The organism is Crenobacter oryzisoli (genome assembly GCF_030385785.1).
Taxonomy (GTDB): domain Bacteria; phylum Pseudomonadota; class Gammaproteobacteria; order Burkholderiales; family Chromobacteriaceae; genus Crenobacter_A; species Crenobacter_A oryzisoli.
This window is the reverse complement of sequence record NZ_JAUEDK010000048.1, coordinates 1-24,536: the sequence shown is the minus strand read 5'-3', so window position 1 is coordinate 24,536 and position 24,536 is coordinate 1. Positions and strand designations below refer to the sequence as shown.

The window sequence follows — 24,536 nt, the reverse complement described above, 5'->3', positions numbered from 1 at the left end:
CATGACTCAACCTCGGCATTACCTACAATTCAGTGACCTGACCCGCGAGGAGTACCACCATCTCTTCGAGCGTGCGGCGGTCCTGAAGCGACGATGGTATGCCGGCGAGCGGTACCAGCCCTTCGTCGGCAAGGTGATGTCGATGGTGTTCGAAAAGAATTCCACCCGGACCCGGGTGTCCTTCGAGGCCGGCATGGCGCAATTGGGCGGCCATGCGATGTTCCTGGACACCAAGAGTTCGCAAATGGGCCGTGGCGAACCGATCGAGGACACCGCACGGGTGCTCTCGCGGATGAGCGACATCATCATGATTCGCACCTTCGAGCAATCGCTGGTGACGAAGCTGGCCGAGTTCTCGCGCGTGCCTGTGATTAACGGTCTGACCAATGAGTATCACCCTTGTCAGATCCTGGCCGACATCTTCACCTATACCGAGCGACATGGCTCGATCAAGGGCAAGGTGGTGGCGTGGATCGGCGACGGCAACAACGTGGCGCGCACCTGGCTGCAAGCGGCCAAGGTACTCGGTTTCACGCTGCGCGTGGCGACGCCGAAAGGCTACGAGCTGACGGTGCTCGACGGCGAAGACTACGATGCGCATTATCAGCCAAGCAACGACCCGGTAGCCGCGGTGAAGGGTGCTGACATTGTCACCACAGATGTCTTTACCAGCATGGGCTTCGAGGCCGAGGCGCAAGCGCGCAATGCCGCATTTGCCGACTTCCAGGTGACCGCCGCCATGATGGCGCACGCCAACCCGGATGCGCTGTTCATGCACTGCCTGCCGGCTCACCGTGGCGAAGAAGTGGCCGCCGAGGTGATCGACGGGCCGCAGAGCGTGGTCTGGGACGAGGCTGAAAACCGTATGCACGCGCAAAAGGCGCTGATCGAGTTCCTTCTGGCCGGCAAAACGACCGCCTGAAGCCAACACAAACGAATTTCGTAGAAAGAAGCATCATGTCTGACATCAAAAAAGTCGTACTCGCGTATTCTGGTGGCCTCGATACTTCGGTGATCCTGAAGTGGTTGCAGGACACCTATCAGTGTGAAGTGGTGACCTTCACTGCCGATATCGGCCAGGGCGAAGAAGTTGAGCCGGCACGTAAGAAAGCCGTATCGCTCGGCATCAAGCCGGAAAACATCTTCATCGACGATCTGCGTGAAGAGTTCGTGCGCGACTTCGTATTCCCGATGTTCCGCGCCAACGCCGTCTACGAGGGCGAATACCTGCTGGGCACCTCGATCGCCCGCCCGCTGATTGCTAAGCGCCAGATCGAGATCGCCAACCAGGTAGGCGCCGACGCTGTGTCGCACGGTGCGACTGGCAAGGGCAACGACCAGGTGCGCTTCGAGCTGGGCTACTACGCGCTGAAGCCGGACGTGAAAGTGATCGCCCCGTGGCGCGAATGGGACCTGCTGTCGCGCGAGAAGCTGCTCGCCTACGCCGAGAAGAACGGCATCGACATCAGCAAGAAGAAGGGCGGCGGCAGTCCGTACTCGATGGACGCCAACCTGCTGCACATCTCCTACGAAGGCACCGTACTGGAAAACCCGGCCGCCGAGCCGGAAGAAGATATGTGGCTGTGGACTAGCTCGCCGGAAAACGCTCCGGACGAGGCCGAGTACATCGAGCTCGACTACGAAAAGGGTGACATCGTCGCGATCAACGGCGTGCGCATGACCCCGGCCGAAGTGCTGACCCGCCTGAACCAGCTGGGTGGCAAACACGGCATCGGCCGTCTCGACATCGTCGAAAACCGCTACGTCGGCATGAAGTCGCGCGGCTGCTATGAAACCCCGGGCGGCACCATCATGCTCAAGGCGCACCGCGCGATCGAGTCGATCACCCTCGACCGTGAAGTGGCGCACCTGAAAGACGAGCTGATGCCGAAGTACGCCAGCCTGATCTACACCGGCTACTGGTGGGCACCGGAACGCGTGATGATGCAGCAGCTGATCGACGCGACCCAGGCTACCGTGAACGGCTGGGTACGCCTGAAGCTGTACAAGGGCAACGTGATCGTGGTGGGCCGCGAATCGAAGACCGATTCGTTGTTCGACCCGAATATCGCCACCTTCGACGAAGACGGCGGCGCCTACAACCACGCCGACGCGGCAGGCTTCATCCGTCTGAACGCGCTGCGCATGCGCATCGCTGCCAACGCCAAGCTCAAGCGCGGCTAAGGCTAAGCGCGACAAGCCGATCAAAGCCGCCTACGGGCGGCTTTTTCGTTGCGGTTGAGCCAACTGCTGCCCGGAGGTATCGTACTGGGGCAGCAATCGGGGTGGCCCTGGTGTTGCACGCTGGCCCAGCAAACCAACAATAATAAATTCAGGGCACACAATAGCCCCCAAAGAACCTATGTAGCCAAAGGGAAGACCGCAGTGTCTGAAGAGCAATTCACCAATGTCTCGCTGATCGTGTTACTGACCGGCTTGATTATTTTCATCGGCTTCATCATCTGGGATCTGGGCAAAAAGTCTAATGCTGGCAAGTTCGGGATGTTCATCCTGTTCTTGGTGTTGGGCTTCGGCGTGCTCGGCTTCGTGCTGAAGAACGTATTGGTCGAGTTTCTGGTGCTGAAGCAGTAAGTGCAATGAAGCAATATAGACGGGCCGGACTCGCCACGATGGCAGCTCGGCTTGTCTGTAGTCTGCCAACAGGGGCGATGCGCATTCCGACTGTCAACGGGGCCTGCAAGGGGGCTTAGAGCCTATTCAAAGCCTTTTCGTTAAAACGGTCGCCGTTAATGTTCTGCACGACGATCTCTCTGCAGGCGACGCACTACGCCGAACAGAAGACCGACCAACACAATGAGCAGCAGCACCCCTTCTTCGCTACGCCTGATATCGGTAAACAACCACTGCAGGGCCTCCCCGAACAGGTAGCCGATACTGCCGATGGACACCGCCCAGATTACAGCCCCGAGCATATTGAACAGCGCAAAACGCCACGGCGGCACCGCGCTTGCGCCGATAACGACAGGTCCGGCGATGCGTAGGCCGTACATGAAGCGGATGCCGACGATCACGCCAGCATGATAGCGTTGCAACAAGCGACAGACTTGCTGCACACGATCCGTCCAGCTCGGAAATCGTGCGATCACAGATTGTCCGTAGAAGTGGCCAAGAAAGAAGAACAGCTGATCACCCAACGTGCCGCCGACAAACGCCAGCGCCAGAACGATAGGAAAAGACAGATAGCCCTGGTGCGCGGCAAAGCCCGCCAGTATCAGCATGGTTTCCCCCTCGAGTACGCTGCCAATGAACACTGCAAGGTAGCCGTACTGAGTGAGCAGATGGGTTAGCGACATAAATCGGCAGCAATCGGGTGGCGTCAGCTTCACCCCCTCTAGGAGAGGGTGGTGTCTGTCCAGTATAGGTGGCAGTCTGAGCGCGTAGTCAGACAGGCCACTACTGGATGCATTGCCGCAGCCGGTGGCCGCTGTCTTGCAAACAGGGCCTCCACTATCGCCAAATGCAAAAAACCACCGGAGGCTTACCCACGGCGGTTTCGCTTGACCGGACCGAGTTCAGCCCTTCTCGGGAGGCGCCTGCCAGCCACCGCCGAGCGCCTGAATGAGCGTCACGGCCGCGGTCAGGCGCTGGTTGAGGATGTCGAAGTCGTTGCGCTGGGCTGCCAGTGTCGTCGCTTGCGTCGTAACGACATCCAGATAACTGACGGTCCCCGCCTTGTACTGGTTCTCGGTGATCTTCTGTGACGTCTGAGCCGCCTTCACCACTTCATTCTGCAGGCGCGCCTGATCTTCCAGCAAACGCAACGCGACCAGGTTGTCCTCAACCTCCTGGAATCCGGCAAGCACGGTTTGACGATAGGTCGCGACGCTCTGATCGTACACGGCGATCGCTTGATCGGTCTTCGATTTGAGCAGGCCACCGTCGAACAGCGTCATCGCAAGCTGCGGGCCGACCGACCAGAACCGGTTGGGCAGGGTCAACCAGTTGGCAAAGCTGGAGCTGGCATATCCGCTGGTAGCGGAGAGGGTCAGATCAGGGAAGTAAGCCGCTTTGGCCACGCCGATCTGGGCATTGGCCGCGGCGACACGGCGTTCGGCGCTCGCGATGTCGGGGCGCCGCTCGAGCAGTTGCGATGGCACGCCGGCCGGGATATCTGGCAGCACAGGCACCTTTTCGACCTTGGCGAGGCTGAAATCAGCCGGCGCCTTGCCCAATAGCACCGCGATCGCATGCTCGAGTTGCGCCCGCTGCACGCCCTTGGCCAGTGCTGATACCTGAGCAGTCTTGAGTAGGGTCTCGGCCTGGGCCATGTCGGCAGGCGAGGCGACACCGGCGGCCAGACGGTTCCTGGTTAGATCCAGGAACTGCAGGTAGGCTTTGACGCTATCGTCCAGGAAGGCTTTCTCCGCGTCGGCAACATAGAGCTGAAAATAGCTGATCGCCAGTTGCGACTGCGCGCTCAGCCGAGCCGCCTCGAGGTCAGCCTCGCTCGCCGCGAGGCTTGCCTTGCTGCTTTCCACCGAACGGCGGATCTTGCCCCAAAGATCGATTTCCCAGCTAGCGTTCAGGGACAGCGTGTTGATGGAGGTAACCGCTTTGCTGCTGTTGTTACTACTGATGCCGCCGCCACTGCTGGCGCGCGTTTTACTGACACTGCCGGTCACATCCGGGTAGAAGCCCGCCTGAGCGCCCTGCAGCAGTGCCTGAGCCTGACGGTACTGCGCTTCGGCCAGCGCGATGTTCTGGTTCGAGATCACCAGCTGCTCTTCAAGCGCATTCAGCTGCGGATCGTTGAACACCTCCCACCATTTGCCCTTGGGCTGGTGATCCTGCGGCTCGGCTGCTTTCCATCCTTTCGCTTCCTTGAAGCTGGCCGGGATGTCGATCTTCGGTCGACTGTAGTCGGGCCCGACCGCACATGCAGACAAAACCGCAGCAGTCAGGGGCAGCAATACCCAACGGGTCACTCTAGACATTGATCAATCCTTGTTTTCCAACGCCGCCGGCAGGTCGTTGCCGGGGTGACTGCGGCGCCACAGGCGGAGGCACCACAGGCGGAACCGGTCCAAATACAGATAGACAACCGGGGTGGTATAGAGGGTAAGCAGCTGGCTCATCAGCAGGCCGCCGACGATGGTGATGCCTAGCGGCCGGCGCAATTCAGCGCCGTCCCCGCTGCCGAGGGCCAGTGGCACTGCGCCGAGCATGGCGGCCATCGTCGTCATCATGATCGGACGGAAGCGCAGCTGACAGGCTCGGAAGATCGCTTCGCGCGGGGACAGGTTGTCGCGGCGCTCTGCCTCGAGTGCGAAGTCGATCATCATGATCGCGTTCTTCTTCACGATACCGATCAACAGCAGGATGCCGATCAATGCAATCAGGCTGAATTCGCTGCCGAACAGCATCAGTGCAAGCAGGGCACCCAAACCCGCCGACGGCAGCGTCGACAGGATGGTCAACGGGTGTACATAGCTCTCGTATAGCACGCCCAGCACTAGGTAGACCGCGATCAGCGCAGCCAGGATCAGGATCAGCTGATTGCGCAGGTTTTCTTGGAAGGCCTGCGCGGTGCCTGCGAAGTTGCCGTGGATGCTCGACGGCACGCCCAGCTGCACCATCACCCGGTTGATCGTCGCCGACGCATCCGACAGCGACAGCCCCTGCGGCATATTGAACGAGATCGTCGCCGCGGCAAACTGGCCCTGGTGGTTGACCGCGAGCGCCGCATTGCTCGGCGCCCAGTGCGCGAACGCCGACAGGGGGATGGGCTTGCCGCCCGGCCCCATCAGGAACAGCTTCTTCAGCGTTTCCGGACTTTGCGTATATTCCGGCGCTACCTCGACCACCACCTTGTACTGGTTGAGCGGCTGATAGATCGTCGACACTTGGCTCTGGCCGAACGCCGCGTTGAGCACCTTGTTGACCTGGCTGACGGTCAAGCCGAGCCGGGCGATGGTATCGCGGTCGTAGATCAGTGCTGTCTCCAAACCGTTGTCCTGCTGGTCGGTGTTGACGTCGGTCAGCGTCGGCTCGTTCTTCAGCGCCTCGAGGATACGCGGTTCCCAGGTGCGCAGTGCTTTCAGGTCGTCCGACTGCAGCGTGTACTGGTAGGTGGCGTTGCTCTGGCGGCCGCCGATGCGGATGTCCTGCACCGGGTTGAGCACCAGTTTTGCGCCCGGTTCATGGGCAAGCTTCTTGCGCAGGCGGGCGATCACCTGCTGCGCGTTTTCACTGCGCTCGCTTAGCGGCTTGAGCGCCACGAACATCCGGCCGCTGTTGATGCTCGACCCGCCCGTGAAGCCGGCCACCGACTCTACCGCCGGATCGGCGCGCACGATGTTCATGAAGTCGATCAGTTTCTGGCGCATCGCCTGGAAGGAGATGCTCTGGTCGGCCTGAATGAAGCCGGAAATCCGCCCGGTATCCTGCTCGGGGAAGAAGCCTTTCGGAATCGCCACGTACAGATATACGTTCAGCACCACCGCGATGCCGAGCAGTGCGATCATCAGGCGAGCGTGCTCCAGCGCCCAGGTCAGCGTGCGCGCGTAACCATGCTGTACCCGCTCCAGCAGCTGGCCAAAACGGCGCACCAGCCAGTTGCCTTCCTCATGCTCCATGCCCCGCCTGAGCAGCCGGGCGCACATCATCGGCGTGGTCGTCAGCGAGATCACCAGCGAAATGATGATCGCCACCGTCAGCGTCACGGCAAATTCCCTGAACAGCCGGCCGACGATGTCGCCCATGAACAGGAATGGGATGAACACCGCCACTAGCGACAGACTCATCGACAGCACGGTGAACCCCACCTCACGCGCGCCCAATATTGCTGCGCGCATCGGTGGCACGCCTTCCTCGATATGGCGCGAGATGTTTTCCAGCACCACGATCGCGTCATCGACAACGAAGCCGGTGGCGATCGTTAGCGCCATCAGCGACAGGTTGTTGAGGCTAAAGCCGCACAGATACATCGCGGCGAACGAGCCGACCAGCGATACCGGCACCGCCACCGCCGGTACCAGCGTGGCGCGGCCGTTCTTCAAGAACAGGTAGACGACCAGGATCACCAGGCCGACCGCCATCATCAGCGAGCGCTCCACTTCGTTGAGCGAGGCGCGGATCGTCGGCGAGCGGTCGAGAATCACGTTCACATTGACCGAGGCTGGAATCATTGTCTGCAGCTGCGGCAGCATCGCCTTGACCCGGTCGACCGTCTCGATGATGTTGGCGCCCGGTGCCCGGGTGATCACCAGCAGCACCGACTGCCGGCCGCCGGCAAAGCCGGCGTTGCGCACGTCCTGCAACGAGTCGCTGACAGCAGCGACGTCGGAGAGGCGCACCGCAGCCCCGGTCTTGGTGTTGTAGTTGATAATCAGCGGCAGGTAATCGGCCGCCGTCTTCGCCTCGTCATTGGTCTCGATCTGCCAGCGCTTGTCGCCCGACTCGAATGCTCCTTTCGGCCGACGTTGGTTGGCCGCCGCCAGCGCGGCGCCGACCTGGTCGAGTTCCACCCCCTGATGCGACAGCGCATCCGGATTCAACTCGACCCGCACCGCCGGCAGCGAGCTGCCACCGACCGACACGTCGCCGACCCCGTCGATCTGCAGGATGCGTTGCGCCAGCACCGTCGATGCCACGTCGTACAGCTTGGGCTGCGGCATCGTGTCCGAAGTCAGCGCCACGATCATGATCGGCGCGTCAGCCGGGTTGACCTTGCGATAGGTCGGGTTGCTCGGCAGGCCGGTCGGTAGCAGGTTGCGCGCGGCGTTGATCGCCGCCTGCACGTCGCGCGCCGCACCGTTGATGTCGCGGTTAAGGTCGAACTGCAGCGTGATCCGGGTCGAGCCGAGCGAGCTGCTCGAGGTCATCTCGTTGATGCCGGCGATGCGCCCGAGCGCGCGCTCCAGTGGCGTCGCCACCGTCGATGCCATCGTCTCGGGGCTGGCGCCAGGCAACGATGCCGACACCGAGATGGTCGGATAGTCGACCTGCGGCAGCGGCGACACCGGTAGCAGGCGAAAGCTAACCGCACCGGCCAGCACGATCGCCAGCGTCAACAACCAGGTGGCGACCGGCCGCTTGATGAAGGCCGAGGAGATTCCGCTCATGCCGCGCCGTCCTCGGTGTCCAGGGCAGGGCGGTAGAAGCGCTGCGCCAGCCGGTCGAACATCAGGTAGATCACCGGCGTGGTGAACAGCGTCAGCACCTGGCTGACGATCAGGCCGCCGACCATTGCGATACCGAGCGGTCGACGCAGCTCGGCACCCACGCCGAAGCTCAGCATCAGCGGCACGGCGCCGAGCAGGGCGGCCATCGTGGTCATCAGGATCGGTCTAAAGCGCAGCAGGCAGGCCTCGTAGATCGCCTCGCGAGGCGGTAGGCCGCGCTCGCGCTCGGCCGCCAGCGCAAAGTCGATCATCATGATCGCGTTCTTCTTCACGATACCGATCAGAAGGATGATGCCGATGATGGCGATCACCGACAGGTCCTGGCCGGACAACATCAGCGCCAACAGCGCGCCGACGCCGGCGGTCGGCAGCGTCGACAGGATCGTGATCGGGTGGATATAGCTCTCGTACAGCACACCCAGCACGATATACATCGAGACGATCGCGGCCAGGATCAGCCAGATCTCATTGCCCAGAGCCGCCTGGAACGCGAGTGCCGCGCCCTGGAAGCTGGTGATGATGTCGGCCGGCATGCCGATCTGGCCCTCGGCCGTACGGATCGCCTCCACCGCATCACCGAGCGAGGCGCCGGGTGCCAAGTTGAACGACACGGTCACCGAAGGGAACTGCGCCAGGTGGTTGATCACCAGCGCGCCGTTGCGCTCCTCGACCTTGGCGATGGTGTTCAGCGGCACCATTGTGCCCGATGCCGACGTCAGATAGATGCCGTCAAGCGCGTGCGGCCCGGTGGCATGCCGCGCATCCACGCCGAGCACCACACGGTACTGGTTGGACTGGGTGAAGATCGTCGAGACCAGACGTTGGCCGAACGCGTCGTACAGCGCCTGATCGATCGACGCCATGGTGATGCCGAGCCGGCTGGCGGTGTCGCGGTCGATGTTGATGTAGCTGACGAGGCCGCGGTCCTGCAGGTCGCTCGCCACGTCGGCCAGCGCCGGCTCCTTCTGCAGCTGGTGCACCAGCTTCGGCACCCAGGTGCTCAACTCGTCTAGACTCCCCGCCTGCAGGGTGAACTGGTACTGCGTACGGCTGATGCTGTCCTCGATGGTCAGGTCCTGCACCGGCTGCAGATAGATCGAGATGCCCGGCACGTTGGCGGCCCGCTGCTGCAGGCGCTGGATGATCGCCGGCGCGCGTTCGCTGCGTTCCTCCAGCGGCTTCAGATTGATCTGCATGCGGCCGCTGTTGAGCGTGGTGGTGACGCCGTCGACGCCGATGAATGACGACAGGCTCTCGACGTCGGGGTCCTTCAGCAGCTCGGCGGCCAGCAGCTGCTGTCGGTCGGCCATCGCCGAGAACGAGATCGACTGCGGCGCCTCGGTGATGCCTTGCAGTACACCGTTATCCTGCTGCGGGAAGAAGCCCTTCGGGATGAAGTAGACCATTGCGACGGTCAATACCAGCGTGCTCAACGCCACGAGCAGCGTCATCTTTTGGTGGTCGAGCACCCAGCGCAACATCTTGCCGTAGCGACCGATCACATTGTTGAAAAAGTCCTCGCTCGCCTGGCTGAACCGGCTTTGCTGATCGTGCGGGGTGTGGTGCAGCAGCTTGGCGCACATCATCGGCGTCAGCGTCAGCGAGATCACCCCGGAAATCAGGATCGACACCGCCAGCGTGATTGCGAACTCGCGGAACAGTCGGCCGACCACATCGCCCATGAACAACAGCGGAATCAGTACCGCCACCAGCGAAATGGTCAGCGAGATGATGGTGAAGCCGATCTCGCCAGCCCCCTTCAGCGCCGCCTGCAGCGGCGTGTCTCCCTGTTCGATGTAGCGCGAGATGTTCTCGATCACCACGATCGCATCGTCCACCACGAAACCGGTGGCGATGGTTAGCGCCATCAGGGTCAGGTTGTTGATCGAGAAACCAGCCAGGTACATCACGCCGAAGGTGCCGACCAGCGACAGCGGCACCGCCACGCTCGGGATGATCGTCGCTGACACATTGCGCAGGAACAGGAAAATCACCATCACCACCAGCGCCACCGCCAGCACCAGCTCGAACTGCACGTCGGCGACCGACGAGCGGATCGTGGTAGTGCGGTCGGTCAGTACCTTGACCTCGATCGCTCCTGGCAACGACTGCTGCAACGCTGGCAGCAGCGTACGAATGTGATCGACGGTCTGGATCACATTGGCGCCAGGCTGGCGCTGTACGTTGACGATGATCGCCGGCTCCTTGTCGGCCCAGGCTGCCAGCCGATTGTTCTCGGCATCCTCGACCACGGTGGCGATGTCGCTCAGACGCACCGCCGCGCCATTCTTGTACGCGACGATCAGATGGCTGTAGTCCGACGGGGATTGCAGCTGGTCGTTGGCCGACAGGGTCGACGAGCGGGCAGGGCCGTCGAAGCTGCCCTTCGGAGTGTTCACATTGGCCGCCCCGATCGCGGTGCGCACCGTCTCGCTATCCAACCCGTAGGCGGCCAGTGCCTGCGGGTTGAAGTTGACACGCACCGCCGGGCGCTGCCCGCCTGACAGGCTGACCAGGCCCACGCCCGACACTTGCGAAATCTTCTGCGCAAGGCGGGTGTCGACCAGGTCCTGCACCTGAGTCATTGGCAGCGTCTTGGAGGTCACCGCCAGCGTCAGTACCGGCGGATCGGCCGGGTTGACCTTGCTGTAGATCGGCGGGTTCGGTAGGTCGCTCGGCAGCAAGTTTGACGCGGCGTTGATGGCGGCCTGCACCTCCTGCTCGGCAATGTCGAGGCTTAGATCCAGGTTGAACTGCAACGTGATCACCGACGCGCCACCAGAGCTTTTTGACGCCATCTGTTTCAGGCCAGGCATCTGACCGAACTGGCGTTCGAGCGGGGCGGTGATCGACGAGGTGGTTACATCGGGGCTGGCCCCCGGGTAGAGCGTCACCACCTGGATGGTAGGGTAATCGACCTCAGGCAGCGCCGAAATCGACAGCGCCCGGTAGCCAACCAGGCCGGCCAGCAGCAGCGCCACCATTAGCAGCGTGGTCGCGACCGGCCTCAGGATAAACGGGCGGGACGGGTTCATGCCTGACCCTTGTGGTGCTTGCTTGCTTCACCGGCCGGGCCACTTGCCGCATTGTCGCTGGCGCCCTTGCCATGCGGTCCCTTGTGCTTGCCGCCACTGCCCCCCGGCTTGACCTGCACGATTTTGGTGCCTTCGCGCAGCTGGTCGACACCATCGACGACGACGAGGTCGCCCGGCTGCAGGCCATCGGTTACTGCCACCTGATCACCTTCGGTTGGGCCGGTCGTAACTTTACGCAGCGTTACGGTCTGGTCTGGCTTTACCAGATAGACGAAGTTGCCTTGCTTGCCGCGCTGCAGCGCCGCGGTCGGAATCGCCGTCACGCCTTGCTGGGTTTCCAGCTTCATCCTGATGTTGACGAACTGATTGGGGAACAGCGCGTTCTCGGTGTTCTGGAACTGCGCCTTCAGCTTAAGCGTGCCGGTGGTGGTATCGATCAGGTTGTCGGTGGTCAGCAGCTTGCCATCGGCGAGCTTCACGGTGTTCTCACGGTCCCAGGCCTCCACCGGCAGAGGGCCACCGGTCCGGCGCGCCTTGATGATCGCGCCTAGGCTGGCCTCAGGCACCGGGTAGACCACATTCATCGGCTGCTCCTGCGTGATCACCACGATGCCGTTGGTATCACCGGTGGACACATTGTTGCCCGGGTCGACCTGACGCAGGCCGACGCGACCGCTGATCGGCGCAGTGATGCGGCTGTAGGTTAGCTGTAGCTTGGCGCTGTCCACCTGTCCCTGATCGGCCTTGACCGAGCCCTGATACTGGCGCACCAGCGCCTCCTGCGTCGCGACCTGCTGCTCGGCGATCGAGTTCTGAGCCAACAGTGCCTTGTAACGCAGCAGGTCGATCTGGGCGTTCTTCAGCAGCGCCTGATCCTTGGCCAACTGGCCCTCGGCCTGGGTCAACAGCACCTGGAACGGCCGCGGATCTACCTGGGCCAACAGATCGCCCGCCTTGACCTGCTGCCCTTCGTGGAAGTAAACCTTCTCGAGCTGACCGTTGACCAAACTACGTACTGTGGCCGTATAGTTGGCGGTCACCGTGCCGAGTGCGTTCAGATACACCGTCATGTCGGTCTTGACCGCCGGCTTGGCCGTCACCGGTTGAGGTGCCCCCGTCTTGCCCATTCCGTGGCGGCCGCTTTGATAGCCAGCACCGTCGGCGGGGCTCTGGTGCATAAAATGCCACCCTAATCCGGCAATGGCCGCAATGACCAGCACCGCAAGCAGCTTTTTTCGTCCACTATCGGACTTAGACAGGGAAGATGTAGATGTCGGTTCGTGTTGAGGAGGGGGTGGGGTGGCCATCAGAAGAGAGCTCGCAAGAACGGTTTCGCTGCGGAGAATTCCGGTTGTTTGCTATATTAGACTAGTTACTTAGCAGGCCTAACTATATCGTTGTTAAACTTTGTTAGCTTTGTAAACTTTGTAAAGAAACGAAACCCGTGACCAGTCCCGATCTTTGTGCGCAACAGTTGCTCGAAACGATTCCCGAGCTGATGCATGCCATTCGCAGTCATATGCGCCAAAATGCCGATGCCCGGGTTACCGTGCCACAGCTACGCTGCTTATTGTTTCTACGTCGTCATCCAGGCTGTTCGCTCGGCGACATTGCCAAGCATCTAGGCGTTACCACCGCCACAACGTCAACCATGGTTGACCGCATCGTCAAACAGGGGCTGATCAAGGTTACCGTCCCTCCCGACGATCGGCGTCGCATCTCCCTGGAACTGAGCGAACAGGGGGCCACCATCGTAAGACACGCCCGTGACGAAACGCTGATCAGGATCAGCGAGGCTCTGACCACATGCAGCAGCGAGCAGCTTGAGCAGATTCATCAGGCGCTGGAGGTGCTGCGCCCGCTGTTTCGGCGTCCCGACGGGAGCTGACGAGCCCGGTTGACCCGCAAGGGGTCAGTCGCCTAACGGAAAATAAAGTTCGGAGAAATGAAAAAAGGGTTATGCATCATATGCATAACCCTTTAATTCTGGTGCCGGTGAAAGGAGTCGAACCCTCGACCTTCTGATTACAAGTCAGCTGCTCTACCAACTGAGCTACACCGGCGGAAGGCGCATTATCCATAAACACGACGCTTTCGACAAGCCTTGTTCTATATAAAATGATTCTGCCCCCTTCTTCGCGCAGCTCACGCCCCCTAGAACCTGCCATTTTGCGGCCCTGTCTCCTGGCTTGATGATCATGTGCCGATGATCTCTCTTGGCAGCCTCATACTGTTTCGCCAATCAAAGTTAAAGTTAGAAGTAAGGAACATGGCCTGTTTCCGGTACGGTTTAGTGTAGGCACAGTGGCCTCAAGGCTGGAGAAGCAGAATGTGATTACGCTCAAGCGATTCGAGGAAAACACTCAGGGCAACGACTGGGTAGTTGGCGATCTGCACGGCTGTTTTGGTCTCTTGAAGGCGCTATTGCGTGAGATCAACTTCGATGAGGCCGCCGATCGGCTGTTCAGCGTGGGCGACTTGGTGGACCGTGGGCCGGATTCTGCAGGGGTGCTGAATCTGCTGGCCCTACCTTGGCTTTACAGCGTGCGCGGCAATCATGAGCAAATAGCGCTCGATACTGACCTGACTGACAACGACTCGAAGGCGTACTACCAGAGCATTGGCGGGAGCTGGTTTCTGCGTGCACCCAAGCTCGCACAGGATGCCTATCGCAAGGCTTTCGCCGACCTGCCGCTGGCGATCGAGGTGGCGACCTTGTTGGGCCCTATTGGCATCGTCCACGCTGATTGTCCGCTACCGACTTGGGGGCAGTTTGCTCGCACACTGGAAGATGAAGACACTGCAATCCAACTGCAGATGATGGCGCAGTGGAGCCGAGACCGAATCATGCGTGGCAATGAGCGCGGTATACCCGACCTTCGGGCGCTGATCGTCGGGCATACCCCGCGCGCCATGCCCGAAGCGCTCGGCAATGTCATCGACATTGATACTGGGGCGGTTTACGGTAATGCATTGACGGCCATCCGATTGTGGGACCTCGAAACAATCTCGGTGGGCGCCTGACTAGCGGCTTGTCCGGTTCATGCAACGGCATAATTAGGCTAGGGGTTGAGCATCTCGCTAGTAAGCAGGAAGTCATGCTCGCCGTGTCGGACGACAAACCCTTCGACACGGGAAGCAAAACGCTCCCAATTGCGGATCAAGGCCGAGGCCGAACTTTCAACTCCAGCCTGCTCGGTGCGCAGGAAGTCATCGACGGCATCAGAGGTGATATGGAAGTGTACCGGCATGCCATTGAGCCGGGCATGTACCATGATGTCCCTGTGCCCATCCGGTTTTGCATCTATCAGTTCAAACACGACCGTCTCCTCATTTTTGCTGGGCCACTCGTTTGACCAGCCCACGAAGCGGGGTATGGCCAGGAAGCATAGTGGCGCAAAGGAAGGCTGATGGTAAGGGTGGCCGAAAAGATTCGGACCGGTGTCTCGAACCAGCCATGCAGCCGATTCGAACCATCCGGTCCGGGCGGGGTGACGGAATTACTGTTGCGGAGCCTGCTGCTGACCTTGCTGCGGTGTGGTCGTTTGGCCCTGTGCAGCTTTTGCAGCCTGAGCCGCTCTCATCGCTTCCCGCTGTTCATGCTGGATGAGACCATTGGCGTCGCCTTTTTCGGCAAGGGCGGCCGTCGAACCAAGAGCGACGAGAAGGGCAAGAAGGACATGCTTTGTCATCATGAAACTCCTCAAGAGTAGCCAGTGAGACTAGTTGGCATTGTTACTTAGGCCCCCTCCGGCAATGGCCGGAAAATCAACATATGTCATCGTTTCTGACGAAGCAATACGAAGGCGTTCATCTGACGCGTGGACAACAATATTTTTAAAAGTGCATAACTCATGGCATTTTTTATTAAATTGACCATTTGCGCTTGTTGTTCGTGATAAATCTGTTTGTAGTATAAGTAGTACCATGTGTTACTACATTGGAAAATTTTGCATTTGCATTCAGACAAACTGAACATTGCCACCGCCGCCCCTTCGAGCTTCCTTTCTGCCGCGATGTGCAGATGCAGGAATGAGGCGCCCGAGCTACTTTCAGAAGACAGCTAGAACAGCCAAATGTTCCAGAGTAGCTCTGTACAGGACTGGATCCGCCGAGCTAGCTGCGAACCACAGGGTTCCGAACAAAAAAAACGGACACCATGCAGGGTGTCCGTTTGCCACGAATGATCGGTGACGTCGTTACGACTCTTGGGGGGGTATCTCCGATCAAGACAAATCGACGGCCAGGCAACGCAGGCGCTACCGACAAGGGTCAGATCGGCTTTGGCAATTGCTGGTAAAGTCGCATTGTAAATGATTTCCTGAGTTACTATACTGGAAGAATTCGTCTGAAAAGTTCAAAAAATATGAACAACTGATATTGCCGTCATAAGAGTCTGTTCAAAGTCTTTTATGAACCTTGTTTACCGGCCAGTCTTCGGAGCCGACCTCTGCCGACGCATTGCGTTGTCGTTCGATCGCTGGCAGTGAATGGCACTGCGGCGGAGCTCTCTCCTGTGCTGCATCAGGAAGGATGCCAGCCGCAGAGTGGCTGGTGCATTAGGGTGGCTTTCTGTTTTGTGCCCAAGTAGCGGTCATGATGGGATATCGATGAGGGGCGCAAGATAATGTGGATTAGCGTGACTTCTTTTTGGCAATGACACTGCTGCCTCGAGAGGAGAGAGTCAGCAAAACCAAAGTGCGAGAAGCATGGTGTGCGCTCACCTTGCCGCAGTTCGGGTTGCGGGCGGAAAAGAACTCAGCCCCCGGTCGGCATGGCCATGGCTAATCGGCGGCCTCCCCAAGGCTTTCAGTTCAGCCAGCGGGGGCGGCCCGTACATTGACATGCTCAGGCGAGCACAAGCCGGGTCTTTTTCGGCTGGCGAATCGAATAGTAAATGGCCAGCACGGCCAAAACCACCACGGCAGCCCCGATCCAAGCGTTGTAACTGACCGGCAACCTGCCCATCGCTACGCCGCCGACGGCCGCCCCTATCGCAAGGCCGAGATGTATTGCAGACAGGTTAAGGCCCAACTGGATCCCGGCGGTCTCCGGTGAATTAATGGTAATGTAATGTTGCATCGAAGGGGTTACCCCCCATGACGTCATGCCCCACACGGCCACCACTGGAAGCAACAACCAGAGCGAACCGGCAGCAAACGGCAGAATCAGCAACGACAGGGCCAGCAGACAACCGCCAATCAGCGCGCTGCGCCCGCCTCCCCACCGATCGCTGCTATAGCCCCCAAGCCAACCTCCTAACATTCCGGCAGTGCCGAACAGCAGATAGACCACGCTCGTCAAGTGTGGCCCGATGCCGGCAACCCGTTCAAGAAACGGTGCGAGGAAGGCGTATATCGTAAAGTGCCCCCACATCAGCAGCACGGTGACAGCGTGAGCGCTCAACAACTTGATGTCGCTTAAGGTGTGTAGCTGCATGCGCAACGGCACCGTAACATGGCCTGGCTGCTGGGGCAGCCAGGCTATTACGCCGAGCGCACAGAACGCTGCTAGCCCCATCACCAGCAAATAGTTGGCACGCCAGCCAAAGCTGTTGGTCATCATGATGCCAAGCGGAATGCCCACCACCACAGCGCAGCTGACCCCCATCGCGCAAACCGCAATGGCTCGGCCGCGATATGCTGGGTCGGACAGCTGTGCGGCCAGCGAAAACCCTATCGCTGACATCACCCCGCTGCTGGCTGCCTGGATGCCGCGAGCTACCATGCTTGACGAGTAGTCAGGCGCCAGCGCTGACCAGAGGCAGGATGCAGCAAAAACCACCAAGGCACAGAGAAACACGGCCTTACGCTCAAATCGAGCGGTAACCACCTGCAATACTGGTGCCGATACCGCGAACACCAGAGAAAAGATGCCGAGCATCTGTCCGGCGGCGCTGACCGAGACGCCCAAGTCGCGGGAGATAGGGCAGAGAATGCCGGTCGGAACAACTTCAACGCAGCCCAGCACGAAGTTGACGAATGCCAACAGGTAGATTCGTTTGTCCATTGCTCCAGCTTGTCCGACCGACTGCACTCGTCACGCCAATATGGCATTTCCTGAGTGGGGCGGCGTCTCCTTTTTAAGTGTGCCAAGTTGCACAGGGTTTGAACGTCCAGTTCAACGACATAGTCATAAAGCTAGATTAAGCCAAGTCTTATTTTGTGCCCATGAAAAACGGCGCCAATGCAGCCTTTGGGGCTTGCATGGGCGCCGTGATGGGGGGGGCAGCCGGCCGACCCCAGGGGTCAGTGTTTCTTATGCTTTTTGACGTGCTTTACCGGCGCGCCATGAAGGCGCTTGCCGGTTGGCTTCTTCGCTTGATGCGTGGCCTTTTTCGCAACAGGCTTGGCGGCCTTATGCTTGCTTGGACGAGTGTTGGTGTTGGTTTTGGCGTGTGCCTTATGCGCAGCTGGCTTCTTCGCCTGATGCTTGGACTTTCCCGTCTTGGCGGCATGATGGCCCGCCTTGGCCGGGTGACGGCCCTTGGCTGCCGGTTTGTGGTGGCGCGATGCGGTCTTAGCGTGCTTGCTCGAGCGGGTCGATGATTTCACTGCTGAGTGGCGGCTATGGGTTGGAGTAGCCGCCTCGATCGGGGCCTGGCTTGGCGCAACGTGTTGAGGGGCGGGCGCAACAGCACGTGGCTGCTTGACCGGACGACTTGGCTGAAAGTCACCCGGCAGAGGTGCATCTTCCGGGTCGGCATGCGCTGGCAGTACCAGCGCAAAGCCGAGCGCCATCGCTGTTAAGAGTTTGAAATACATAAATAAAAATCGACTCTAAGTAGAACAAAAACCATGGACGCATGGATCCATTGCAAGTGACGTATCCGCTGAATATATTACCTGTAGGGTCCCGCTCACGATAGAAAAACAAGCGATTTACCGAGAGGCAAGGAGAGTTCTGGCATGGTGAGATCGTTCAGCCGTAGCCTGCTTGTTGGATTATTGCTGGCTATCGTGGTGCTCTCTGGTTGCGGCAAAAAGCACGAAGAACCTGCTGCAGCCAGCGGCGTGAAGGAATATGTGGTCGGTACCGATGCCGCTTATGTGCCGTTCGAGTTTCAGAACAACAAGGACGAGGTGGTCGGTTTTACCGTCGACATCCTCAATGCGGTGGCTGATAAGGGGGGCTTCAAGGTCAGATACGTCAACACCCCGTGGGAAGGTATTTTCTCCACTCTGGAGCAGGGAGACCGAGACATCATCGCCTCTTCGGTCACCATCACCGACGAGCGCAAGCATAGCATGGACTTCTCCGAGCCGTATTTTGTAGCTCGCCAGCTGATCGTTATCCGCCAGCATTCGTCCCGAATCCGAACCTTCCACGATCTGAAAGGCAAGACAGTAGCGGTGCAGGTCGGTACCACTGGCGAGAAAGCCATGCAAAAGCTGCTGGGCAAGCACAACTCTCACATCAAGCGCTTCGATAGCATGCCGCTGGCACTTAGGTCGCTCGATAGCTGCGGAATCGACGCGGCGGTCGGCGACAACGGCGTCATACAGAACTATGAGAAGACCCATCCTTCCATGTTGACCATCGTTGATGACCGGGAAAGCCTTGTCCCGGAGCGTTACGGTTTTGTAGTAAAGAAGGGTAATAGGGAACTACTCGACAAGATCAACAAAGGCATCAAGACCATTCAGTCAGATGGAACCTACGATACGATCTATAGAAAGTATTTTGGCAACCGTTAGCCAAGTCCATGCACCTTCGTCAGCCAAACGCATCGGCCATTCCGTGCCGCGTGGTGGGATGGCTCCACACCCCCAATCACGACATATCACAATTGCAGGCTGAGCCGGACGATGCCGGCCTCGTGCATTTTATGCAAACAGCGAGCACCAGATGGCACAGGCACACCACCCTCATCGCCCAACGCTAGAGGGGGCTGTCGTGGTAGAATCTATAGTATTTGCCATTGAAAGCAGCCAAGACAACTCATGACAGATCAGTTTTTCGCCAAAGAAACGATTCCGATTAGTCTGGAAGAGGAAATGCGCCGCTCTTACCTCGATTACGCGATGAGCGTGATCGTCGGACGGGCGCTTCCGGATGTGCGCGATGGCCTCAAACCGGTCCACCGTCGGGTACTGTTCGCGATGCACGAACTGTCCAACGACTGGAACCGCGCCTACAAAAAATCGGCCCGTATCGTTGGCGACGTGATCGGTAAGTATCACCCGCACGGCGACACCGCGGTATACGACACTATCGTGCGTCTGGCCCAGGATTTCTCGCTGCGTTACCCGCTGATCGACGGCCAGGGCAACTTCGGCTCGATCGACGGCGACAATGCCGCTGCGATGCGTTACACCGAGATCCGCATGGCGCGGATCGCCCACGAACTGTTGGCCGACATCGACAAGGAAACCGTCGACTTCGGGCCGAACTACGACGGCTCCGAGCACGAGCCGCTGATCCTGCCGGCCAAGATCCCGAACCTGCTGATCAACGGCTCGTCGGGCATCGCCGTGGGCATGGCGACCAATATCCCGCCGCACAACCTGAACGAAGTGGTCGATGCCTGTCTGGCCCTGCTGGCCAATAGCGACCTGACCATCGACGAGCTGATCGACATCATCCCGGCGCCGGACTTCCCGACTGCGGGCATCATCTACGGCACCTCCGGGGTGAAGGAAGGCTACCGCACCGGTCGCGGCCGCGTGATCATGCGAGCCCGCACCCATACCGAGCCGATCGGCAAGGGTGACCGCGAAGCGATCATCGTCGACGAGATTCCGTACCAGGTGAACAAGTCTCGCCTCTTGGAGCGAATTGGCGAGCTGGTACGCGACAAGCAGATCGAAGGCATCTCCGACCTGCGCGACGAGTCGGACAAGTCCGGCATGCGCGTGGTGATCGAACTCAAGCGCGGTGAGATGCCGGAAGTGGTGCTCAACCACCTGTTCAAGCTGACCCAGCTGCAGGACAGCTTCGGCATCAACATGGTGGCGCTGGTCGACGGCCAGCCGCGCCTGCTGAACATCAAGCAGATACTGGAAGAATTCCTGCGCCACCGCCGCGAAGTGGTGACGCGTCGCACCCTGTTCGAACTGCGCAAGGCACGCGAACGCGGCCACGTGCTCGAAGGCCTGGCGGTGGCGCTGTCCAACGTCGACGAGATCATCGCGCTGATCAAGGCTTCGGCCAATCCGGCCGAGGCAAAGGTCGGCCTGATGAGTCGCGAATGGCGCTCCAGCCTAGTCGAAGAGATGCTGTCACGTGTCGACCCAGCCAAGGCCCGTCCGGAAGGGCTGTCCGAGGCGTTCGGCCTGAAGGCCAACGGCTATCGCCTGTCCGACACCCAGGCCCAGGCCATCCTGGACCTGCGCCTGCAGCGCCTGACCGGCCTGGAGCAGGACAAGATCGTCGGCGAGTATCGCGAGATCATGGACGTGATCCTCGACCTGATCGATATCCTCGACCGCCCGGAACGGGTCAACCAGATCATTGCCGACGAACTGAACGCCATCAAGACGCAGTTCGGCGATGCGCGCCGTTCGGAGATCGAGCCGTTCGGCGGCGACATCAATATCGAAGACCTGATTACCCCGCAGGACATGGTAGTGACCATGTCGCACGGTGGCTACATCAAGGCGCAGCCGGTCGGCGACTACCAGTCGCAGCGCCGTGGCGGCCGCGGCAAGCTCGCCGCTGCCACCAAAGACGATGACTTCGTCGAGACGCTGTTCGTGGCGAACACCCACAACTACCTGCTGTGCTTCTCGTCGCGCGGCCGCTGCTACTGGATCAAGGTGTACGATCTGCCGCAGGGCGGCCGTACCAGCCGCGGCAAGCCGATCGTCAATGTGCTGCCACTGCAGGACGGCGAGAAGATCAACGCGGTGCTGCCGGTGAAGGAGTTCCGCGAAGATCAGTACATCTTCATGTGCACCGGCAACGGCACGGTGAAGAAGACCCCGCTGACCGACTTCTCGCGGCCACGTACTGCCGGCATCATCGCGATCAATCTAGACGAGGACGACAAGCTGATCGGTGTGGCGCTGACATCGGGACTGGACCAGGTGATGCTGTTCTCCGACGCGGGCAAGTCGGTGCGCTTCGTCGAGACCGATGTGCGCGCCATGGGCCGTACCGCGGCCGGTGTGCGTGGCATGATGTTGGGCGAAGGCCAGCAGGTGATCTCGCTGCTCGTCACCAACGACGAAGCGCAGCAGGTGCTGACCGCTACCGAGAACGGCTACGGCAAGCGCACCCCGGCCGGCGACTACCGCCTGACCAGCCGTGGCACCCAGGGGGTGATCGCGATTGATACCGGTGAGCGCAACGGCTGCCTGGTGGCGGCTACGCTGGTCGAGGAAACTGACGACGTGATGCTGATCACCACCGGTGGCGTATTGATCCGCACCAAGGTGTCGGAGGTGCGCGAGACCGGTCGCGCTGCACAGGGCGTGCGCCTGATCAACCTCGACGAAGGCGAGAAGCTGATCGGCTTGGAGAAGGTCGCCGAGACCGAGTCCGACGAAGAGCCGGGCGAGGGAGAGGGCGGCGACGTGCCTATGGCGGGCGAGCAGGCATGAACCTGAACCTGCCTCCGGCTAATCCGGCCGTGTATGAAACGCTGCGCGGCGTGTTCGTCGGCCTGCCGCATTGCGTGACACTCGGCTTTGAATACGTTGGCAGCGAAGGACGCCTGCCGACGTTGAAGGTGGATTGGCGGGAGGACCTAGTTGGCAATCCGAGCACAGGGGTAATCCACGGCGGGGTGATCACCTCGCTGGTAGACACTACCAGCGCGATCTCGGTCACCGCTTGTCTGCCAGAGTTCGAAACGATCGCCACTCTCGATCTGCGCATTGACTATCTGAAGGCCGCCACACCAGGTAAAACGATCTTCTGTCGTGCCGAATGCTACCGGCTGGCAAGTCAGGTCGCATTCACCCGCGCAGTGTGCTTCCATGACAGCCCGGACGATCCAATTGCACATGGCGTGGCGACGTTCATGCGCGAGTCGAGCCCCTTACCGATGATTCAACAGGGGGGGCAGTAATGAGCGAGTTTATGGAGCGTTTCTGCCGGCTGCGCGAGGAAAAGAAATACGGCGAATTGATCGCGGCTATTCCCTACGCACAGCTAATGGGCGTGGAGTTCAGTGAAGACGAGCAGGGTGACCTGGTGTTTTGGCTGCCGTTTTACGAGCGTAATGTCGGCAATACTGTACTGCCAGCGTTGCATGGTGGCCTTATCGGTGGCTTCTTGGAAAATGCCGCGTTGATCCACCTGATGTGGAACCGCGAGTCACAGGAGGCACCGAAGATCGTCGACTTCTCTCTGGATTATCTGCGCTCGGGCAAGGCCAAACCGTTGTTCGCCCGCTGCGAGATTACCAAGCAGGGCAAGCGTGTCGCACACGTACTGATTGAAGCTTGGCAGGAAGATCGCGCCAAACCGATTGCGGTGGCGCGCGCCCACTTCCTGTTGAGTAGTCCGGCGGCCTGAGTCGCCGGTGGGGCAGCGCCGGTCAGGCGTCTGGCCCAGAAGGATTTGCAAGAACAAAGAGACAAAGGGATGGACATGGCCAAGGTTTACAACTTTTCCGCAGGTCCCGCCGTATTGCCGCACGCTGTGTTGGCCGAGGCGCAGAGTGAGCTGCTTGATTGGCACGGCTCCGGCATGTCGGTGATGGAGATGAGCCATCGCGGCAAGGAATTCATGCAGATCGTGCACGAGGCCGAGCAGGATCTGCGTTCGCTGCTGCACATTCCGAATAACTACAAGGTGCTGTTCCTGCAGGGCGGTGCCAGCCTGCAGTTCGCGATGCTGCCGCTCAACCTCTTGGGCGACAAGAAGAGCGTCGACATCGTCGACACCGGTCACTGGTCGAAACTGGCGATCAAGGAAGCGCGCCGCTACAGCGCGGTGAACGTCGTCGCCAGCAGCGAGGACCGCCACTATCTCTACGTGCCGGCCGAGGATACCTGGCAGCGCGACCCGAATGCCGCCTACCTGCACTACACCTCGAACGAGACCATCGGCGGACTGCAGTTCCCGTTCACCCCAAGCAGCCTGCCGGGCGTGCCGCTGGTCTGTGACATGTCGAGCGACTTCCTGTCGCGCGAAATCGATGTGACCCAGTTCGGCCTGATCTACGCTGGCGCACAGAAGAACATCGGTCCTTCCGGTCTGACCGTGGTGATCGTGCGCGAGGATCTTCTAGGCCTCGCTCAGCCGGACACGCCGACGATGCTCAACTATCAGGTGCACGCCGACGCCGACTCGATGTACAACACCCCGGGCACTTACCCGATCTACATCGCCGGCCTGGTGTTCAAGTGGTTGAAAGAGCAGGGCGGTGTCAACGCGATGGCCGCCCGCAATGCCGAAAAAGCCGGCCTGCTGTACCACGCGATCGATTCGAGCAACGGCTTCTACACCTGCCCGGTCGATCCGGAGTTCCGCTCCAAGATGAACATCGTGTTCCGACTGAAGGACGAATCCCTCGAGGAGACCTTCCTGTCCGAGGCGAAGAAGAACGGCCTAGTGCAGCTGAAAGGCCACCGCGCGCTCGGTGGCATGCGCGCTTCGATCTACAACGCGATGCCGATAGAGGGCGTGAAGGCGCTGGTGCACTTTATGCAGGAATTCGCGCGCCAGCACAGCTAAGCGGAACCGGCATTCGCCGCATTTCCCCAACTGCAAAAACCCCGCCTTATTGGCGTAATGCCGTTCACTTAAGCAAGTGAACGGCATTTTTCATGGTGCGAATCTTGCTCATATTCCGGCCAGGTTGACTCCCTCACGTTGGTCCAGATGGTAAGCAAGGCTCATAAACACCCTGATTTCTCTGCACTTTCTCAGCAAATTGACCCGGCATGGATCGCCCACGCGCTTGCAGTGACCGGCAAAGCCAGCGTGCGGCGGCGTAGATTGCCGGCCGAACAGGCCGTCTGGCTGGTCATTGCGTTGGCGATGTACCGGCATCAGTCCATCCCGGAGGTCGTCGCTCATCTCGATCTGGTGCTGCCTGACGAGGTCAATCCAGAGATTGCCAAGAGCGCCTTGACCCAGGCGCGGCAGCGCCTCGGCGAGGAACCGTTGGCCCAACTCTTCGGGCTCAGCGCGCTGGTTTGGGATGAGCGGCATCAGCAGGGAAGAAGCTGGCGCGGATTGGCCCGCTACGCGATTGATGGCAGTACGCTGCGTACCTCGGATACCCCAGAGAATCGTCAGCACTTCGGTGCACAGGCTTATGCCTCCGGCGTAGCCGCCAGCTATCCGCAGTTGCGGCTGCTGACGTTGACTTCGCTGGCGACGCATCTGGTGCGAGAGGCTGTCTTTGGCGAATACGCCAAGAATGAAATGCGCTATGCCCGTGACCTGCTCCAGGCGATCC

At 60.1% G+C, this 24,536-nt stretch carries 20 protein-coding genes and 1 tRNA gene; 12 read left to right on the top strand and 9 right to left on the bottom strand.

Features of this window, described 5'->3' with window-relative positions:
- Window position 1: 1 nt before the first annotated feature.
- The 3 genes from argF (at window position 2) to QU481_RS19175 (ending at window position 2,592) form a co-directional block, all read left to right on the top strand.
- Complete coding sequence (gene argF, locus QU481_RS19185; RefSeq protein ID WP_289831604.1) at window positions 2–922, top strand: ornithine carbamoyltransferase; 921 nt, start codon at window positions 2–4, stop codon at window positions 920–922.
- Window positions 923–957: 35 nt separating this feature from the next.
- Complete coding sequence (locus QU481_RS19180; protein WP_289831603.1) at window positions 958–2,184, top strand: argininosuccinate synthase; 1,227 nt, start codon at window positions 958–960, stop codon at window positions 2,182–2,184.
- A gap of 201 nt (window positions 2,185–2,385) precedes the next feature.
- Window positions 2,386–2,592 (top strand): DUF2788 domain-containing protein, encoded by a 207-nt coding sequence (locus tag QU481_RS19175; protein ID WP_289831602.1) that lies wholly within the window; start codon window positions 2,386–2,388, stop codon window positions 2,590–2,592.
- A gap of 155 nt (window positions 2,593–2,747) precedes the next feature.
- Here the strand turns inward: QU481_RS19175 and QU481_RS19170 are convergent, their stop codons facing one another.
- From QU481_RS19170 to QU481_RS19150, 5 genes are all read right to left on the bottom strand, one after another.
- A complete protein-coding gene (locus tag QU481_RS19170; protein WP_289831601.1) occupies window positions 2,748–3,239 on the bottom strand; it encodes a DedA family protein in 492 nt (163 codons plus the stop codon).
- 294 nt (window positions 3,240–3,533) lie between these two features.
- Window positions 3,534–4,955 (bottom strand): efflux transporter outer membrane subunit, encoded by a 1,422-nt coding sequence (locus QU481_RS19165; RefSeq protein ID WP_289831600.1) that lies wholly within the window; start codon window positions 4,953–4,955, stop codon window positions 3,534–3,536.
- 3 nt (window positions 4,956–4,958) lie between these two features.
- Complete coding sequence (locus QU481_RS19160) at window positions 4,959–8,084, bottom strand: multidrug efflux RND transporter permease subunit (RefSeq protein ID WP_289831599.1); 3,126 nt, start codon at window positions 8,082–8,084, stop codon at window positions 4,959–4,961.
- Window positions 8,081–11,179: an MdtB/MuxB family multidrug efflux RND transporter permease subunit gene (locus tag QU481_RS19155; RefSeq protein ID WP_289831598.1), complete on the bottom strand. Its 3,099-nt coding sequence runs from the start codon at window positions 11,177–11,179 to the stop codon at window positions 8,081–8,083. Before QU481_RS19155 ends, QU481_RS19160 begins: the two co-directional genes overlap by 4 nt.
- The gene (locus QU481_RS19150; RefSeq protein ID WP_289831597.1) at window positions 11,176–12,486 is read right to left on the bottom strand and encodes an MdtA/MuxA family multidrug efflux RND transporter periplasmic adaptor subunit; all 1,311 of its coding nucleotides are present in this window, start codon (window positions 12,484–12,486) and stop codon (window positions 11,176–11,178) included. Before QU481_RS19150 ends, QU481_RS19155 begins: the two co-directional genes overlap by 4 nt.
- A gap of 137 nt (window positions 12,487–12,623) precedes the next feature.
- Between QU481_RS19150 and QU481_RS19145 the strand changes: the two genes are divergently transcribed.
- Window positions 12,624–13,067, top strand: a complete 444-nt coding sequence (locus QU481_RS19145) for a MarR family winged helix-turn-helix transcriptional regulator (protein ID WP_289831596.1) — start codon at window positions 12,624–12,626, stop codon at window positions 13,065–13,067.
- Window positions 13,068–13,166: 99 nt separating this feature from the next.
- Here QU481_RS19145 and QU481_RS19140 read toward each other — a convergent pair.
- A tRNA-Thr gene (locus QU481_RS19140) sits at window positions 13,167–13,242 on the bottom strand.
- A gap of 268 nt (window positions 13,243–13,510) precedes the next feature.
- Here QU481_RS19140 and QU481_RS19135 point away from each other — a divergent pair.
- Window positions 13,511–14,203: a metallophosphoesterase gene (locus QU481_RS19135; RefSeq protein WP_289831595.1), complete on the top strand. Its 693-nt coding sequence runs from the start codon at window positions 13,511–13,513 to the stop codon at window positions 14,201–14,203.
- Between the two features lie 38 nt (window positions 14,204–14,241).
- Here the strand turns inward: QU481_RS19135 and QU481_RS19130 are convergent, their stop codons facing one another.
- Window positions 14,242–14,499 (bottom strand): hypothetical protein, encoded by a 258-nt coding sequence (locus QU481_RS19130; RefSeq protein WP_289831594.1) that lies wholly within the window; start codon window positions 14,497–14,499, stop codon window positions 14,242–14,244.
- 90 nt (window positions 14,500–14,589) lie between these two features.
- On the opposite strand from QU481_RS19130, the gene QU481_RS19125 reads away from it, so the two are divergent.
- Window positions 14,590–14,892: a hypothetical protein gene (locus QU481_RS19125; protein ID WP_289831593.1), complete on the top strand. Its 303-nt coding sequence runs from the start codon at window positions 14,590–14,592 to the stop codon at window positions 14,890–14,892.
- A gap of 1,135 nt (window positions 14,893–16,027) precedes the next feature.
- Here the strand turns inward: QU481_RS19125 and QU481_RS19120 are convergent.
- Both QU481_RS19120 and QU481_RS19115 read right to left on the bottom strand, forming a co-directional pair.
- Window positions 16,028–17,188, bottom strand: coding sequence for an MFS transporter (locus tag QU481_RS19120; RefSeq protein WP_289831592.1), 1,161 nt, complete (start codon window positions 17,186–17,188; stop codon window positions 16,028–16,030).
- A 239-nt stretch (window positions 17,189–17,427) separates the two neighbouring features.
- Window positions 17,428–17,943: a hypothetical protein gene (locus QU481_RS19115; RefSeq protein WP_289831591.1), complete on the bottom strand. Its 516-nt coding sequence runs from the start codon at window positions 17,941–17,943 to the stop codon at window positions 17,428–17,430.
- Between the two features lie 144 nt (window positions 17,944–18,087).
- Here QU481_RS19115 and QU481_RS19110 point away from each other — a divergent pair, with 144 nt between their 5' ends.
- From QU481_RS19110 to QU481_RS19085, 6 genes are all read left to right on the top strand, one after another.
- Window positions 18,088–18,876 carry a basic amino acid ABC transporter substrate-binding protein gene (locus tag QU481_RS19110; RefSeq protein ID WP_289831590.1) on the top strand — a complete coding sequence of 263 codons (789 nt, stop codon included), beginning with the start codon at window positions 18,088–18,090 and terminating at the stop codon, window positions 18,874–18,876.
- 246 nt (window positions 18,877–19,122) lie between these two features.
- Window positions 19,123–21,723, top strand: coding sequence for a DNA gyrase subunit A (gene gyrA / locus QU481_RS19105; protein ID WP_289831589.1), 2,601 nt, complete (start codon window positions 19,123–19,125; stop codon window positions 21,721–21,723).
- Entirely contained in the window at window positions 21,720–22,193 is a 474-nt protein-coding gene (locus QU481_RS19100) for a PaaI family thioesterase (protein WP_346432456.1), read from the top strand. Before gyrA ends, QU481_RS19100 begins: the two co-directional genes overlap by 4 nt.
- Window positions 22,193–22,642, top strand: coding sequence for a PaaI family thioesterase (locus QU481_RS19095; protein WP_289831588.1), 450 nt, complete (start codon window positions 22,193–22,195; stop codon window positions 22,640–22,642). Before QU481_RS19100 ends, QU481_RS19095 begins: the two co-directional genes overlap by 1 nt.
- Window positions 22,643–22,717: 75 nt before the next feature.
- Window positions 22,718–23,806 carry a 3-phosphoserine/phosphohydroxythreonine transaminase gene (gene serC / locus QU481_RS19090; RefSeq protein ID WP_289831587.1) on the top strand — a complete coding sequence of 363 codons (1,089 nt, stop codon included), beginning with the start codon at window positions 22,718–22,720 and terminating at the stop codon, window positions 23,804–23,806.
- A gap of 147 nt (window positions 23,807–23,953) precedes the next feature.
- On the top strand, window positions 23,954–24,536 hold a 583-nt coding region (locus QU481_RS19085), incomplete at its 3' end, for a transposase domain-containing protein (protein ID WP_289831586.1).